Below are 15,359 nucleotides of genomic sequence, written 5' to 3'. Positions count from 1 at the left end.
AATTATTTAGTTTTTCCTGTTGAGTCACGATCATAGCAATCAACAATTTTTGATACCAGAGGATGTCGTACTACTTCACGGCTGGTGAAGGTATGAATGCTAATTTCTGGAATTTTTTTGAATAATCCTACTGCATGGGCAAGCCCCGAATCAATACCTCGAGGCAAATCTACCTGGGTCATATCTCCGGTAATCACCGTTTTAGAGCCAAAACCCATACGTGTTAAAAACATTTTCATTTGCATTACAGTTGTATTTTGAGCTTCATCCAGAATGATGAACGATTCATTTAATGTGCGTCCACGCATAAAGGCTAAGGGCAATACTTCAATGATATCGCTTTGAATGAGTTTTTGTGTCTCTTTAAAACCAATCATTTCATATAATGCGTCGTAGATGGGTCTTAAATAAGGAAGTACTTTTTCTACTAAATCCCCTGGCAGAAAACCAAGTTTCTCACCGGCTTCGACCGCGGGTCTTACAAAAATAAGTCGTTGTACTTCACCTTTTTCAAAGCATTGAATCGCTTTAGATACGGCCAGATAGGTTTTACCTGTCCCAGCGGGACCTACTGCGAAGGTTATCGCATTGCGATCAATAGAATCGAGAAAAGCAGCTTGCTTGTCATTTCTGGCAGTGATTAGTTTACGCGAGAGCTTGACGTGGTGTGTCATCGCTTGTTGGTCATCCTCAAACATATATTGATAAAAATAGGGTAATTCTAAAACATAAATATAGTGCAGAAAGCTTATAGTTTGCAAGTGGGAACTTGGTGGCATGATCTGTTCGACTGATCATTAGTTATCATTTTTGTAACTCTTGCTGCGAATTCATAAATACGAAGAGGGTGCATGGCTAAGTTGGATACCGCGGTCATTCGGCCTTTTTTAAGAAGTTAAGTGCTGTAGAGAGCCTATTTAATTGATTTTAAATATAATTATTTCCATGCATCAGGCTCACTTAGGTGAGTCCTTGAGTACCTTTGCGATTATCAACATGCGAATCATTTAGGCCGCCAAAAAATACCGTGGCTTGACCGCGGGGTCGATAGTTTCGGTGCAAGAAGCGAGATTAATCTCTCTTGATTTCTTCAACGATGAGCGCATAATGATAATCCTTAAAAATCAAGGAGTGATCGTTAATGGTTCGTTCTACGGGGAAAGCATTCAGACAAGCAGTGCAAGATAATAAGCCTTTACAGGTGCTCGGTACAATCAATGCTTACTCTGCAATGCTGGCACAATCATCAGGTGCACAGGCAATTTATCTTTCTGGTGCCGGCGTAGCGAATGCATCTTATGGGATACCTGATTTGGGAATGACTGGTTTAGCCGAAGTTCTTGAAGATGCCCGCCGTATTACTGAAGCCTGTTCTTTACCACTTCTTGTTGATGTTGATACCGGCTGGGGGCATGCATTTAATATTGCACGAACTATTAAGCTAATGGAAAAAACAGGTGTTGCTGCAATTCATATTGAAGACCAGGTTCTAGCTAAACGATGTGGGCATCGCCCCAACAAAGCCATTGTTTCTATGAACGAAATGGGAGACCGCATCAAGGCCGCGGTGGATGCACGTCAAGATCCTGATTTTGTGATTATGGCACGTACAGATTCTTATGCCGTTGAAGGCATGAATGCTGCAATTGAGCGCGCGCAGCTTTGTGTTGAATTAGGTGCTGATATGATATTCCCTGAAGCGATGACTACTTTAGAGGAATATAAAAACTTTAGTAACGCCGTTCATGTGCCAATTCTTGCTAATATTACAGAGTTTGGTAAGACCCCATTATTTACTCGTGACGAGCTAGCTGGAGTGGGTGTTTCCCTAATTTTATATCCCTTAAGCGCGTTTAGAGCAATGTCTCAAGCTGCCTTAACTACTTATCAAGCAATTCTCCAGCAGGGCACTCAACAATCTATGCTGAGCAAAATGCAAACTCGTGAAGAATTATATGGAGTTCTTGGATATCACCTTTACGAACAAAAACTAGACCAATTGATGGAGGAAGATGACAATGAGTGTTAAAAGTGGCGGTTTAGCCGGGGTTATTGCTGGGGAATCAGCTATTGCTACAGTTGGGCTGGGAAATGGTTTGAATTATAGAGGTTATTCCATTCATGATTTAGCAGAATATGCTACTTTTGAGGAAGTTGCTTATTTATTGCTCTATGACAAGCTGCCAACGCAGAATGAGTTGGATGCTTATACAAAGAAAATTGTCAGTTTACGTACTTTGCCTGAAGCATTAAAAACTGTATTAAAAATGATCCCTAAAGAAGCTCATCCTATGGATGTATTAAGAACGGCCTGTTCTTTCTTGGGAAATATTGAACCAGAAGAAAATTTTTCTGAAGAACACCAAATCGCCGATCGCCTTTTAGCTTTATTTCCTGGCATGATTTGTTATTGGTATAACTTTCATTTTAAAAATAAAGAAATATCGGGGTTAAGTGAAGAGTCTACCACTGGCGGACACTTTCTTGCTTTATTGCATGGGCGTAAGCCAAGCCAGCTTGAAGTCGACATGATGGATGTTTCCTTGATTTTATATGCGGAACATGAATTTAATGCCTCAACTTTCGCTGCGCGTGTGACTGCCGCCACACTGTCTGATTTTTATTCAGCTATTGTTAGTGCTATTGGTACGCTGCGCGGGCCTTTACATGGCGGTGCGAATGAAGCAGCGATGGGCGTAATCGAACGTTTTAAAACGCCTGATGAGGCTGAAAGCGGATTGAGAAACATGTTGGCAAATAAAGAATTAGTAATGGGCTTTGGTCATCGAGTTTATACAACCAGTGATCCTCGTTCTGACATTATTAAAAAGTGGTCATTCCGTCTGGGTGAAGAAAAGAAAGAGCTTGATTTGTATCATGTTTCTGAGCGTATCGAAGAAGTGATGTGGCAAGAGAAGAAATTATTCCCCAATCTCGATTTCTACAGTGCTTCTGCGTACCATTACTGTGGGATTCCGACCTTCTTATTCACGCCAATTTTCGTAATGTCTCGCATTACTGGATGGGCTGCCCATGTATTTGAACAACGTGCGAATAATAAATTAATCCGTCCTTCATCAAAATACACTGGTCCTGAGCCTAGAGAATTCCCCGCAATTAATACTAGAGGTTAATATGAGCAGTTATGTAGAAGATAATGTGAAGCCTGATTACGATCAGGTGATTATTGATATTGCTGATTATGTGTTAAATAAAAAAATTGATAGTGTTGTAGCTTATGAAACTGCGCGTTTGTGTCTAATGGACACTTTAGGTTGCGGCATCTTGGCGCTTAACTTTCCTGAATGTACTAAATTAATAGGGCCCATTGTTCCTGGTGCTACTTTAACAGGAGGTGCTCGCGTTCCTGGAACATCCTATGAGCTGGATCCAGTGCAAGCGGCATTTAATATTGGCGCAATGATTCGTTGGCTGGATTTTAATGATACCTGGTTAGCGGCAGAATGGGGGCATCCATCAGATAATTTGGGCGCTATTCTTGCTGTGGCTGACTATATGTGCCGACAAAATTGTGCTCAAGAAAAAGCACCTGTTTTAATGCAGGATGTTCTCACTGCGATGATTAAAGCCCATGAAATTCAAGGGTGTTTGGCGCTTGAAAACAGCTTTAACCGCGTTGGTTTGGATCATGTCATTTTAGTAAAAGTAGCTAGTGCAGCGGTTGCTGCGTTGTTATTTGGTGCAGACAGAGACATGATGTTAAGAACCTTGTCTCAGGTATTTGTTGATGGCCAAAGCTTAAGAACATACAGACACGCTCCCAATGCAGGTTCGCGTAAATCCTGGGCTGCAGGAGATGCAACATCGCGCGCTGTGCACCTGGCCTTAATTGCCAAGCAAGGTGAAATGGGTTATCCCAGTGCATTAAGTGTTCCTACCTGGGGCTTTTATGATGTTTTATTTGGTAAAAAACCATTTAAATTCCAGCGTCCCTATGGCAGCTATGTAATGGAAAACGTATTGTTTAAATTATCTTATCCTGCAGAGTTCCATGCGCAAACAGCAGTTGAGTGTGCGGTGGCCTTACATCCTATGGTTAAAGAGCGATTTGATGACATCGCACGAGTTGAATTAGTAACTCATGAATCTGCGATTCGTATTATCAGTAAGCAGGGCGCCCTTCATAATCCAGCAGATCGGGACCATTGTTTGCAATACATGGTTGCTATTGGCTTGTTATTTGGTGACTTAGCCGCAGAGCATTATGAAGATGATGTTGCAGCAGATCCACGCATTGATGCGTTACGTGCGAAGATGCATGTGACTGAGAACGAGCGTTTTTCACGTGAGTATCATGATCCTGAGAAGCGTTCAATTGCTAACAGCATCAAATTAGTGTTTAAAGATGGCACTGAAAGTGAATTGATCACAGTTGAATACCCGATTGGTCATAAGCGCCGTCGTGAAGAGGGTATTCCTGTTCTATTGTCTAAGTTCAAAAAGAATTTAAGCACGCAGTTTCCTGCGGATCGCGTGGAAAAGATAACGAAGGCAATGAGTGATACTAACGCATTAGCTGCCATGAAGGTGGAAGATTTTATGGCAATGTGGAAGTTATAGACCTATTCCGTTCGTAAGCAATCAATGTTAACGATATCCCGTTATTGTGCGCAACGTAGTCACGAAGCAACCCAGGAGTGTGTGGCACAGACTCTTTCGGGTTGTGTTATTCGGTCGTAATGATAATGGCTTTTACGTTGAGGAAGCCTGTATTAGACAAAGTCGTAATACAGGCTATGTATTAAATCTTTCGTTGTAAACCTGCGGAGGCGAGTATTTTTGTAGAAATCTCTTCAATAGAGTACTTTGTTGAATTAATGTAGGGTATTTTCTCTTTTTGATACATTGCTTCAACTTCAGCCACTTCCATGCGGCATTGATCTGCAGAGGCATATTTACTATTAGGCCGACGTTCGGAACGGATTTGCTGCAGACGGGGCACATCAATAGTTAAACCAAAAAGTTTATGCTTATAAGGTTTGAGTACCTCAGGCAATTTAAAGCCAAGCATTTCCTCTTCAGTAAACGGATAGTTCGCGGCTAAAATCCCATATTGCAATGCCATATACAAACAACTTGGTGTTTTACCACAGCGCGATACTCCGATGAGAATCACATCCGCTTTTTCATAACCCCGTGTTTTAATACCATCATCATGAGACAGGGCGAAATCTATGGCTTCCAAACGGTGAAAATACAATTGATTGTCAACCACGCCATGAGTTCGGCCTACGGTATAAGATGATTTTTCATTCAATTCATTTTCAAGAGGAGCAATAAAGGTGTTAAATAAATCAAAAACACTGGCTTTCGCTTCTTTAAAAAAATGGCTGCGTATTTCTCGGTTAACAAGAGTCATAAATACTAGTGGTTTACTGCCATGTTCCTCATAAGCTTTATTAATTTGCTGTACTACTTTTTCAGCTTTTTCCATTGAATCAATATAAGGGATTGTCTGGCGTACGAACGAAATATTGTCAAATTGACTGATCAAGCTGTTACCTAGCGTTTCTGCGGTAATTCCCGTTCCATCAGAGAGCATAAAAACATGGCGTTTCATCATTTACCTTTTAAAGCGAATAGGGATTAATTCATTTTAAAATGAATCGGTTAATATCTCCAGCAAGTGTACATATTTACATGCATCTGCTATCTTATAATTTAAATGGAATATTATCTATCAGAAGGTGGTTATGGAACAAAATCGCTTTGGGGGTCACGATAAGCTGTTTATTTTTGGGATGATCTGTCTGACTACAAGCCTGGGCTTGTTCTTTTTTAGTTTATACCTTTTGCCTTATTTTCTATTTGAATGGAGTTACAATATTCCAGATTTTATTTTAGAGCTAATGGCAAAATATCAAGATGATTATCAGTATACTTCTGCAGGGAGTAAAACGGTTATTTGGCTCATGTTTTTTATACCTTGCCTCATTACAGGGATAATTTCTTTTTTTATTTCCCGCTACTTTGATAAACAAATGTATGGCCCTGAAATTAATCCAGCAGCAGAAGAGGAAGAGAAGGAGCCTGGTGAATTACAAAGACAAATTAAAGAGTCCGCTAGCTTAGGGGGCAAGATTCTTGCATTAATGGTTGTTATCGTGGTGCTTATATTTTTACTGCAATATGTTATTCAATCAACTTCCTAGCCGGGGATGAAGGAGTTTTTTATGTTTAATCAATGGAAAATTAAAAGAATTGTAAAAAAGATAAAAGCAATGCAAGCAAATCGCGTCAATAACCAGCCTGGTGATGACATGATAAAAAAGGAAATTGCTTATTATTTTGAATTAGCTGAACTCTATAAAAAGATGAAATGCAGCAAGAAATTTCCTTATGCACGCGTCATGTATGAAGAGTGCCTACGAGCGGCAACCAGCATTGATGATGCGCAAGCCAATTATTTGTTAGGAAAAATACTTTTGGATGAGGCTAAATTCAGAGAACAGCTGGAAATAGAAGGGGTTTTCAAAAGCGAAACTAACAGTAGAAGTTGCCAGCGACTTTATGAAGAGGCTCATGCCTATTTATCAGCAGCAGTGAATTTGGGTCATATTGAGGCCAAAAGATTAAAAGGTTTGTGCTTTATTAATGGCTGGGGAATTGGAGCGGATAAAAAAGCAGGTTTTGATTTAATTGTAGCGAGCATTGAGCAAGAAGGTTCTTGGGATAGAGTGCCTCAGATTTTCGCTGCTATGGGACTTAATAAGCCGGAGTTTTTCTCCGAAATCATGCAACATCGAAAAGGTGGTTAAGAGTCGGTGAGGCAATTACTCCTACATGGTTTTGGCCGTGATATACTTAAATAAAAATAGTAAAGGTGATGTGACATGCCCCTAAATCCGCTAGACGTTATAGACATGCTCAGCAAGTTGTATCCTCAACAAGAGAGTGATACTAAAAAGCAGCAGAAAATGGCTGAACAGCAAGAAATCCTGAACCGTACGAAAATTGAGAACGATAATTTTTTTGCGCAACTCAATCGATTATTTTTAGAGAGGTTGAGTGAAGCGCGCTTAAAAACAGAACTTGATGAGGCGGCGAAACAGGCTGGATTTGATAATCTGCAGCACGCATTAAATTCCGCCCAAAATAAATATGGGCAAAGCCCCTTACAACAAGCATTTCAACAGCAAGATTTTAACAAAGCGCACCAATTAATGGATTATGGTGCAGAAGTAGGTCCTATTGAACGAGCCGCATTTAATGTGGCGTTAGATAGCGAGGCGGCTACATCGGCTGGATTTCAACGTCCTTCTGCCAAAGATGACAATGCACTTCATCCTGTTAAAAACTTCGGGCTTACTCTTGGGGTGGAGATGATGAGTAAGGATGGTACTTTTTCTCAGTTAGCTGAAATTGGACCAACCTACAACATGATATCTGAATCTGTTGCTAAATATGCGGAACGAGAGCCTAAATTTAAAGAGATTTCTGAGGCATTCGATTTTTCCAACAAAACGGCTGGTTTTTCTTCGAGCACGCCGAGAAACTCACCTCAGGCCGGTGAGAAAATGGCGGATCGTATTAGCCAAGGTAAGATTACAACTATCCCTGTGTCTTGCGAAGGACATGCCATGGGACTATCGGTGGTACCTGATGGCCCAGGATCTAAGTCTGGATACATGGTTTTCACGAACCGAGGTACGGGGGCAGAAGGTAACCCGGGAACGCAAATTTATCGTATCGATGATTTGAGTAAGGTCGATAGTAAGTTTATAAACTCGATGATGAATGGGCATGCCCAGGGGCAATCTCACGGTGCCATTATGAAGCAGATTCATGATGTGGCGGGTAATAAACCTCCAATCCATCAGATTAGTCAACAAGGGCAAAAATGCGACAACTGTACAATTGCTAACCCACGCTCCAATGTTCATGGGATTCTTTTATGTCAAAAGGCATTAGAAAAGGGTGGTTTTGATAAATTAGATGCCCAGGATCATCAGAATGCCAAAACAGATTATAAAAAATTTAGTAATGGTATGAGAGCGGATAAGGTGGATGAGCTCGTTGCTGCCATAGCAAAAAATCCTAAAGATGAAGATTTGTCGAATATGGCCAAAGAATATTTGAAAAAGACCGCGCATAAGGATGGTGACGAGGTTAATCGGATCAGAGATAAGTTAGAAGGGGCATTATCCCGTACGGCTGATTCAAGAGCACAACATGATCAGAATTATGAGCCTCCCATGTCGGCGCCACGTTGATCCTTCTATGAGTTATTTAGTGTGTCACCTAGGCTCTATGAGGGGTTGTGGGGCCTTGGTCCTCGTCTAGATCTTCTATTTAGGTGTAGCTTGGCTTGTGATAGCAAGAAAATAAAAGCTTAAAAGCAAGTACAGTAGATAAAGCCCATATTGCTGGGTAGCAACATATAAGCTTATCATGGCAATAATTTGTACTGCATAAGCTAAAACCATGAAGAACGTAGGATAGCGTTGATGGGGTACATCAAAGCTGAGTTCAAGTGAGACGGTTAATGTTTTCCACTGTTTCTTAATGAGTACACCAAGCTTTTTATAGTGAATGAGGATGTAAAATTTGCTAAGGTCCACCCCTCGATTATATTTTGAATTATCCATAATCATAAACAGATTACATTCAGTTGGCATCGTTCTGACCGAAAAGGTGTTTTCTAGGAAAATATTTTTGTATTCTGCTCATAAATAAAAATATTTTTAAACCAAATTAGAGATCATCCTGAAATAATAGAGCATTCCTATTTTCACCAACTATTTATCTTCTTTTTAATCTAGACGAGAGCCATGCTTTGTCAAAGGGACTTCCTTGCGTTAGTAACTAAGAGTGATAAGCAAATAACAAATTAAATTAACCTATACTTTATAAAGTTGCAAACACTAAAACACATGGCAACATGAGGAAATCTTGATGAAACGAATGCTGTTAGCTAGTATAGGTCTTGGCATGATGACCCAGGCTGTTGCGCTTGATGCTTCAGGTCCAAATAAAATGTTATTACCCTCTCCTTTTCCGGTATATGTGATTAAAGACGCAGGTGTCGTAAATCACCCATCTCCTGGAGCAACCCAAGTTTTTCTACCCACAGATAATACCTATACAGGCGAGCCTGGGTGTTATATTGCCTGTTATTCACATTCCCCTGGATTTTACATGGTTTCACCCAGGATTTCGGTAATGGGGCAAATTCGAGTGCGAGGTAAGTATATGATTCGTATTTGTAAACCAGAAGGTTATCAAAATATGGATATTAGTAAGTCAGATCAATTAAAAGGATTGTGTACTGAAAAAATAAAAGGATGCAGCAATAATTTATGTTGGGCTGGTGGCGACACAGGGGGGTGGTTTGGTATTCAATAACAGCTTGTGTGATTTGAAAACATGTACGGAAAAGTAGAAGTTAAGAGCTTTCTCAGAATCTGTTAACAGAATTATCCACAGATTTTGTGGATATCTTTTTATGAAAGTAAATAAAGAAACAGGGCCCTAACATCTATAAACACAGTGCTTTGATTGGTTTTAATTATTAATAGGCTAAATGGAGCAGAAGTGTACTTAGAAAATTATCCACAGGGATAATTCGAGGGAGAAAATAATACTTCGCTATAGTAACAAAAAATAAAATGAAAGGACAGCTTGATTTTATATTTTTTTGTACTATAAGTGAGGCTAATCAAATCGTGCGAATGACAAATTCCTCCCGAATAAACAGCAATAAATCAATCAGATAGGTTTCTGCACAGCAAATCGATTGCAACTTGGCTTTCTATGATAAAGTGCTATCATGAAAGAAGAAGCAACTGGAAGCTACCTGAATAATAAGGAAATTTTCATGTTAAGACGCGACATCTCAACAACGAATGTATTAATTGCTGCGGCTGGTGGAATGGTAGGTTCCGGATGGCTATTTAGTCCCTATATTAGTGCACAAATAGCCGGCAGTAATTCCCTAATTTCTTGGGTGATTGCTACCTTTTTTATGCTGTGTATTGCACTACCGCTTTGTGAATTAGGCACCATGTTTCCCATTTCAGGCGGAATGTCTAATTATCCTACATTTACCCATGGAAACGAAGTTGGATTTTTATTTGCATGGACTTCATGGCTTTCTTATGTAGTGATGACTCCCATTGAAATTCAGGCCATTCTTCAATACGCCAGCCATTTTTTTCCAATACTGGTCGCGGGGCAGTCTGTTACTTTACAGCTTTCCGCCTATGGTTATGTTGTGGCCGTTGCGATTATGCTTTTTGTTGTGTTTTTGAATTCCTATGGGATTAAATTACTGGCTGAATGTAATAAATACGCCAGCATTATCAAATTTATATTACCTGGCATTGCAATTGTTTCCTTTTTTCATATCGCTCCCTCAATGAGTAATGTATCTGTTGATGTATCAGATAAAGCCAGTTGGGTGGCTATTTTTGCCGCACTTTCAGAGGGTGGGGTTGTTTTTGCATTTACTGGTTTTCAAAACGGTTTAGTGCTTGCAGGTGAGGTTAAAAACCCTCAACGCAGTATCCCTATTGCGATTCTAGGTGCTGTCTTGATTGGTTTTCTCTTATATTTTTTACTGCAATTAAGTTTTCTTGTTGCTATTCCTCAGCAATATCTAAGCCATGGTTGGGCTGGCTTATCGTATCCTGGGGACAGTGGTCCTTTAGTGGGCTTAGCCTTGCTTTTAGGTCTAGGGGTGGTTGCAACCTTATTGATGATCGATGCTTCCTTTTCCCCTTTTGGTACGGCGTTAGTCTATGCAGCAGCAACTTCACGTATTCTTTATGGAATGGCACAAAATGGACATTTGCCGAAAATATTTTTGAAAGTGAATCGTCATAAAATTCCCTACATCACCTTGTATGCGAATTTAATTGTGGGGATGTTGTCTTTTTTACCTTTTCCAGGATGGCAAAAACTGGTGGCTTTTCTTTCATCTGCCAGTATTCTCTCCTACAGTATCGGACCGATTTGCTTATTAGCTATGCGTAAATTACAACCAGAAAGCCCACGCCCTTTTAAGCTCTATGGGGCGCTGATTTGTTCTCATGTTGCTTTTTATTTTTGTAACTTAATGTTGTACTGGTGTGGTTTTGCAATTATCTGGAAACTTGATGTGGCTTTATTGCTTGGTTTAGTGCTGTATTTTATTGCACATCGTAGAGTCTCTTTTGATAACGGAGTCCTCATGGGCTGGTTCTTCTTGTACATGGGAAGCATGCTTGTGATTTCTTATTTAGGCTCCTTTGGGGGAATAGGGGTACTTCGTTTTCCTTTTGACATGCTTTGTATTTTCCCTTTGAGCCTATTTATTCTTTGTTTGTCTCAGGGCTTGTTAAAGCCTGTTAATCATAAGCATATAGTGAGTGATCTGGATGGAGCAATGGACTTAAAAAAGAATGAAGTGATGATTTAAGAGATCATCACTTGCACTTCATTGCAGAATCAGAGAAGCTATATGCCCAAATCGTCATGCATTAAAGGGGAATTTCAGTGCGCTATTTTAACTACACGTGGATCAGTGCCTTAGCTCTTTTCAATCAGACTCTATTTGCGCAGCCATTAACTGCAAAAATTGATGAAATCATAGACCAACAACTTCCTAGGGCAACTGTCGGTGTGTTAATTAAAGATGCACAAACAGGAGAAGTTATTTACAGCCGTAATGCCAATAAGTTATTAAGTCCCGCAAGCAGTACCAAACTTTTTACTGCTGCTGCCGCTCTCTACTACTTAAAACCAGATTTTCGTTTTTCAACAAGCTTAGCTCAGAAAGGACCGAATTATTACCTGACCTTTACTGGTTCTCCTTCACTAACGGCAGATAATTTGGCTGCCTTAGTGGCCAATTTGAAAAAGAATAATACCAAAGTTATTCAAGGGAATATTATTATTGATGGCAGTCAGTATCCTGCACCTTATTATCTGAATGGTGATTCTTATGATGATTTAGGCTGGGGATATACTGCACCAGACACTGCCGTTGTATTAAATGAAAACGCGGAGCGTTATCAATTAACCAGTGCTCCCAAGCTGGGTGGGGTTACGCAGATTAAACTGAAAGGCAGCTCAAAACCGAATGCGAAGCCTACAATCAACGCATTAACCTTGATTAATGAAGTAGTTACAGTGAGCAAAGAGGAAGAAAAAAATCATTGCAGTATGCATATTGAAATTAAAGATAATAATACTTTAAGGCTCTATGGCTGCATGGTTCAAGATAAAAATCCCAAATTATTGGAGTTTGCTATTCCAGATCCGGTGCTCTTTGCGAAGCAGGTCATACAATCAACCCTGAAAAAAGAGGGGATTGTTCTTAAAGGTAAAATTATTACTGGTACCACTCCCGCAGATGCTCAGATAATTGAACGTTATCAGTCCGGAGATTTATCTAAACTGCTCAAGCATATGCTGCAAAAATCAGATAATTTGTATGCGAACAACATTAGCCGAAAGCTGGGCTATTTATTAACCGGAAAAGGTACGCATAAAGAAGGTATGTTCGCGATGAAAAAAATTATTTCTGAACATACGCATTTGGATATGAAACAGATGGAGTTAGCTGATGGGGAAGGTACTCGTTATAATTTAATTGCCGCAGAGCAGTTTGTTGATTTATTAACACAGCTTTATCGGGATAAGAATCTGCAATCTGCCTTACTTAATGCATTGCCACAAGCTGGAGTTTCTGGGACTTTGCAGGGGCGCATGAAGGACAGTATTCTGAATAAAAAAGTGTTTGCGAAAACCGGCTCAATGCATGATCTATCGTCTTTATCGGGCTTTATCATTAATCCTAATGCGAAGACCTTTGTATTTTCCATTATTAGCAACGGTGTGGGAAAATCAAATGCAAAAGCCAAGGCTCTGGAAGAAAAAATACTATCAACTGTGGATGAATATTATTTAGAACACAGTAGTAGAGAGGTAATGCGATAATGGAAAAAATATTTTCTTACGGAACCTTGCAGTATGAGGCGGTACAATTAGCTAGTTTTGACCGTAAGCTGAAGGGTGTGCCAGATAGCTTACTCGAGTTTGAATTATTGTTGCTAACAATTAGCGATCCTGAAGTGGTGGCCATTAGTGGGAATGCGGATCATCCGGTGATTCGTTATACGGGACGTACTTCAGATAAAGTTGCTGGTATGGTTTTTGAGTTGACTCCTGAGGAGTTAGAACAAGCCGATACCTATGAGATTGCTGATTACAAACGAATTAAAGTTCAGCTTGAGTCGGGAACATTTGCTTGGGTTTATGTGGCGAAAAATACTGGCGAGTAAGTAGTTGAGTCTATATCTGAGGGAACTTTGATTTCGTATTACACTGCGCAATACGGCTAAGTTTCTGTGCTTTCAATTTGTTTTTTCTCTCATCATAATTTCCCAATTAATGCAGTTTTGCCCTGAGACGCCCACGTTGGGAGCTAGAGGCAAGCTACCGTGGTTACCGCGGCTTGACCGCGGTAACCCTAAGTTCGGGGTGAGATGCGAGCGTTTAGTCGTTCGCTCTTTTTTTACTGAGCCACTCTATTCTCGTCTTTAACCCATTTTAACATCAGGGCACCGATGATTTGGAATAAAGGTAACACAACTAAGGCAATATGGTAGCTGAATAAAGAGAAATCATGTGGTACTCCTGTGGTACTGAACATATCTAACAAGCTTCCTATCGCCGGCTCTACAATCGCATCTAAAAATGCGTCACTGGCATTGATTAAGGACGTGGCAGTTCCTGCTAAATGCAATGGATTTAACTCTTTACCAATTACAAACACAATTGGGAAGGCTCCTAAACTAAAGCCAAACATAAACAATAAAACGCTGAGTAACCAAATCGGCATGGGATGTGCGTAAATTACCAAAGTGATGCACAATGCTGAAAGCAGAGTGCTGTACATCATAAAGGCGCAACGATTACGTACGCGATTGGCAAACAGGGCGAATAAAGGGCATGAAATTGCTAAACCGATAAACACCATTGATATAAGACTAGGAGCAATAAGTGCGTCCAGATTATATGCTTTTTGCAAAAATGGATTTCCCCATAAACCACAGAAAATAACAACAGGAGAAAATGCTAAGCCACTGTATGCGGTTAATAACCAGTTTTGTCTATTTTTTACAATAGACAGAATGTCACGCCATAAATGTTGGCTTTCGGTGTTTGCTGGATTCGCTGTGTCTGCCTGGGGTTTATCTTTAACAATCAGTAAGAACAGAGCAGCTAAACCAACTCCGATCCACGCTAAATTTGATAAACTTGCGCGCCAACCAATTTGATTAACCAACCAGGCAAGGGGCATTTGACCGCATACTGCGCCGATCATTCCTGAGGCAACTAATAAAGAAGTAAGCAAAGCATAATATTTTTTATCAAACCATACTGCGGCGAGTTTAAAATAAGCAATGCTGGCAAAGGATACGCCCACACCAATAAGAGCACGCCCCCAAATCGCATTATTTAAGTGTTCCGATTGAGCAAAAACAAAGGTCCCCAGGGCACAACATAGAATGGCGGCAGAGGTTACCCAACGGGTTCCATAGTGATCCAGAATAATACCAACAAACAGAGGAACAATGAGATAAGTCCAGAAATAAACCCCTGAAAGCACTCCAAGCCCCAAGCCGTGTAAGTTAAATGCATCCATCAATTGAGGAGCCATTACACTGGGGAAGTTTTGTAGAACGTACTTATAAAATAAAAAGGCAGAGCATAAAATAATAACGAAAACTGCACGAGTTGTATTTGTTTTGGTTTTGGGGGTGTTCAGTGTTTGCGCATCACATGTGGATTCCATGGTGCCTCCTCTAAATAGTTAATCTCTAATTGGTTGATTATTCTGCCATCCTCCCTAGAGAGGTCGAATAATCAAGGACATAACTCTAGGGAAGGGAGAGGTAGATAATGACGACGACCACAGAAATCACAACAGAAGAAATAGCAATAGACAACAACGCAGCGGGGCTGTTTACAAAAACTTGTTGTTGTTGAAAATTGGTCATTTATTTTTCGGTGTGTAGAATTAATTTGATATTAGGCGATACTACTCTTAATTTAGATTAAATGTCAAATGTTCTTTCAATTTACACTATAAATGCAGTTCTTCAATGCTTATGAACAAGATTTTGAATTGATAATTGATTACACGAAAAAATTGTTCTCTTAACAGGAGATATTGCCCGAGGTATAAACAAAGTGAATGTGCCATTTTGGATGCACGGCAGATAACGCAAGAACCTTTAGCTCGTATAAAAATGCCGCGCAGGATTCCACATGGTTTGCATGGTTCGTGGTTGGTCGCCAGGTAATAATGGAGTACATTATTGGGAAACTCATTAGTGAGGGAGCTCATA

15 protein-coding genes are annotated in these 15,359 nt (G+C 40.1%); 11 read left to right on the top strand and 4 right to left on the bottom strand.

The window, feature by feature from the left end:
• Nucleotides 1-2 precede the first annotated feature (2 nt).
• Nucleotides 3-698 carry a PhoH family protein gene (locus ACD661_RS04160; protein ID WP_347571962.1) on the bottom strand — a complete coding sequence of 232 codons (696 nt, stop codon included), beginning with the start codon at nucleotides 696-698 and terminating at the stop codon, nucleotides 3-5.
• Nucleotides 699-1,141: 443 nt separating this feature from the next.
• Here ACD661_RS04160 and prpB point away from each other — a divergent pair, with 443 nt between their 5' ends.
• From prpB to ACD661_RS04145, 3 genes are read left to right on the top strand one after another with little or no spacing between them, the layout of a single operon-like run.
• Entirely contained in the window at nucleotides 1,142-2,029 is an 888-nt protein-coding gene (gene prpB / locus ACD661_RS04155; protein WP_400186536.1) for a methylisocitrate lyase, read from the top strand.
• Complete coding sequence (gene prpC / locus ACD661_RS04150; RefSeq protein WP_400186534.1) at nucleotides 2,019-3,134, top strand: bifunctional 2-methylcitrate synthase/citrate synthase; 1,116 nt, start codon at nucleotides 2,019-2,021, stop codon at nucleotides 3,132-3,134. Before prpB ends, prpC begins: the two co-directional genes overlap by 11 nt.
• A 1-nt stretch (nucleotide 3,135) precedes the next feature.
• Entirely contained in the window at nucleotides 3,136-4,581 is a 1,446-nt protein-coding gene (locus tag ACD661_RS04145) for a bifunctional 2-methylcitrate dehydratase/aconitate hydratase (protein ID WP_400186532.1), read from the top strand.
• A gap of 181 nt (nucleotides 4,582-4,762) precedes the next feature.
• Here ACD661_RS04145 and ppsR read toward each other — a convergent pair whose 3' ends face one another.
• On the bottom strand, nucleotides 4,763-5,581 hold the full coding sequence (ppsR, locus tag ACD661_RS04140) for a posphoenolpyruvate synthetase regulatory kinase/phosphorylase PpsR (RefSeq protein ID WP_400187223.1): 819 nt from the start codon (nucleotides 5,579-5,581) through the stop codon (nucleotides 4,763-4,765).
• A 133-nt stretch (nucleotides 5,582-5,714) separates the two neighbouring features.
• Between ppsR and ACD661_RS04135 the strand changes: the two genes are divergently transcribed.
• The 3 genes from ACD661_RS04135 to ankD all read left to right on the top strand — a co-directional run bounded on the left by ACD661_RS04135 (nucleotide 5,715) and on the right by ankD (nucleotide 8,234).
• A complete protein-coding gene (locus tag ACD661_RS04135; protein WP_400186530.1) occupies nucleotides 5,715-6,173 on the top strand; it encodes a hypothetical protein in 459 nt (152 codons plus the stop codon).
• 21 nt (nucleotides 6,174-6,194) lie between these two features.
• Complete coding sequence (locus ACD661_RS04130; RefSeq protein WP_400186528.1) at nucleotides 6,195-6,779, top strand: hypothetical protein; 585 nt, start codon at nucleotides 6,195-6,197, stop codon at nucleotides 6,777-6,779.
• 75 nt (nucleotides 6,780-6,854) lie between these two features.
• Nucleotides 6,855-8,234, top strand: a complete 1,380-nt coding sequence (gene ankD, locus ACD661_RS04125; protein ID WP_400186527.1) for a Dot/Icm T4SS effector AnkD/LegA15 — start codon at nucleotides 6,855-6,857, stop codon at nucleotides 8,232-8,234.
• Nucleotides 8,235-8,309: 75 nt separating this feature from the next.
• Here the strand turns inward: ankD and ACD661_RS04120 are convergent, their stop codons facing one another.
• Complete coding sequence (locus ACD661_RS04120) at nucleotides 8,310-8,639, bottom strand: hypothetical protein (protein ID WP_400186526.1); 330 nt, start codon at nucleotides 8,637-8,639, stop codon at nucleotides 8,310-8,312.
• A 277-nt stretch (nucleotides 8,640-8,916) separates the two neighbouring features.
• Here ACD661_RS04120 and ACD661_RS04115 point away from each other — a divergent pair, with 277 nt between their 5' ends.
• From ACD661_RS04115 to ACD661_RS04100, 4 genes are all read left to right on the top strand, one after another.
• The gene (locus tag ACD661_RS04115; protein ID WP_400186524.1) at nucleotides 8,917-9,366 is read left to right on the top strand and encodes a hypothetical protein; all 450 of its coding nucleotides are present in this window, start codon (nucleotides 8,917-8,919) and stop codon (nucleotides 9,364-9,366) included.
• Between the two features lie 472 nt (nucleotides 9,367-9,838).
• Entirely contained in the window at nucleotides 9,839-11,419 is a 1,581-nt protein-coding gene (locus ACD661_RS04110) for an APC family permease (RefSeq protein ID WP_400187222.1), read from the top strand.
• 77 nt (nucleotides 11,420-11,496) lie between these two features.
• A complete protein-coding gene (gene dacB, locus ACD661_RS04105) occupies nucleotides 11,497-12,942 on the top strand; it encodes a D-alanyl-D-alanine carboxypeptidase/D-alanyl-D-alanine endopeptidase (protein WP_400186522.1) in 1,446 nt (481 codons plus the stop codon).
• Nucleotides 12,942-13,286, top strand: coding sequence for a gamma-glutamylcyclotransferase family protein (locus ACD661_RS04100; protein ID WP_400186520.1), 345 nt, complete (start codon nucleotides 12,942-12,944; stop codon nucleotides 13,284-13,286). The genes dacB and ACD661_RS04100 overlap by 1 nt, the downstream gene beginning before the upstream one ends.
• 233 nt (nucleotides 13,287-13,519) lie before the next feature.
• Here ACD661_RS04100 and ACD661_RS04095 read toward each other — a convergent pair whose 3' ends face one another.
• Complete coding sequence (locus ACD661_RS04095; protein WP_400186519.1) at nucleotides 13,520-14,803, bottom strand: MFS transporter; 1,284 nt, start codon at nucleotides 14,801-14,803, stop codon at nucleotides 13,520-13,522.
• A 340-nt stretch (nucleotides 14,804-15,143) separates the two neighbouring features.
• Between ACD661_RS04095 and ACD661_RS04090 the strand changes: the two genes are divergently transcribed.
• On the top strand, nucleotides 15,144-15,314 hold the full coding sequence (locus ACD661_RS04090; protein ID WP_400186518.1) for a carotenoid oxygenase family protein: 171 nt from the start codon (nucleotides 15,144-15,146) through the stop codon (nucleotides 15,312-15,314).
• Nucleotides 15,315-15,359 lie beyond the last annotated feature (45 nt).

Source organism: Legionella lytica (assembly GCF_044626755.1).
In the GTDB taxonomy this organism is placed as follows: Bacteria; Pseudomonadota; Gammaproteobacteria; order Legionellales; family Legionellaceae; genus Legionella; species Legionella lytica_A.
Note: the sequence above shows the minus strand (reverse complement) of the source record. Positions and strands in the feature narration are given on the sequence as shown.

Coding starts and splice junctions, on each gene's coding strand:
- ACD661_RS04160 (WP_347571962.1), bottom strand. CDS start 698: ATGTTTGAGGATGACCAACAAGCGATGACACACCACGTCAAGCTCTCG.
- prpB (WP_400186536.1), top strand. CDS start 1,142: ATGGTTCGTTCTACGGGGAAAGCATTCAGACAAGCAGTGCAAGATAAT.
- prpC (WP_400186534.1), top strand. CDS start 2,019: ATGAGTGTTAAAAGTGGCGGTTTAGCCGGGGTTATTGCTGGGGAATCA.
- ACD661_RS04145 (WP_400186532.1), top strand. CDS start 3,136: ATGAGCAGTTATGTAGAAGATAATGTGAAGCCTGATTACGATCAGGTG.
- ppsR (WP_400187223.1), bottom strand. CDS start 5,581: ATGAAACGCCATGTTTTTATGCTCTCTGATGGAACGGGAATTACCGCA.
- ACD661_RS04135 (WP_400186530.1), top strand. CDS start 5,715: ATGGAACAAAATCGCTTTGGGGGTCACGATAAGCTGTTTATTTTTGGG.
- ACD661_RS04130 (WP_400186528.1), top strand. CDS start 6,195: ATGTTTAATCAATGGAAAATTAAAAGAATTGTAAAAAAGATAAAAGCA.
- ankD (WP_400186527.1), top strand. CDS start 6,855: ATGCCCCTAAATCCGCTAGACGTTATAGACATGCTCAGCAAGTTGTAT.
- ACD661_RS04120 (WP_400186526.1), bottom strand. CDS start 8,639: ATGCCAACTGAATGTAATCTGTTTATGATTATGGATAATTCAAAATAT.
- ACD661_RS04115 (WP_400186524.1), top strand. CDS start 8,917: ATGAAACGAATGCTGTTAGCTAGTATAGGTCTTGGCATGATGACCCAG.
- ACD661_RS04110 (WP_400187222.1), top strand. CDS start 9,839: ATGTTAAGACGCGACATCTCAACAACGAATGTATTAATTGCTGCGGCT.
- ACD661_RS04100 (WP_400186520.1), top strand. CDS start 12,942: ATGGAAAAAATATTTTCTTACGGAACCTTGCAGTATGAGGCGGTACAA.
- ACD661_RS04095 (WP_400186519.1), bottom strand. CDS start 14,803: ATGGAATCCACATGTGATGCGCAAACACTGAACACCCCCAAAACCAAA.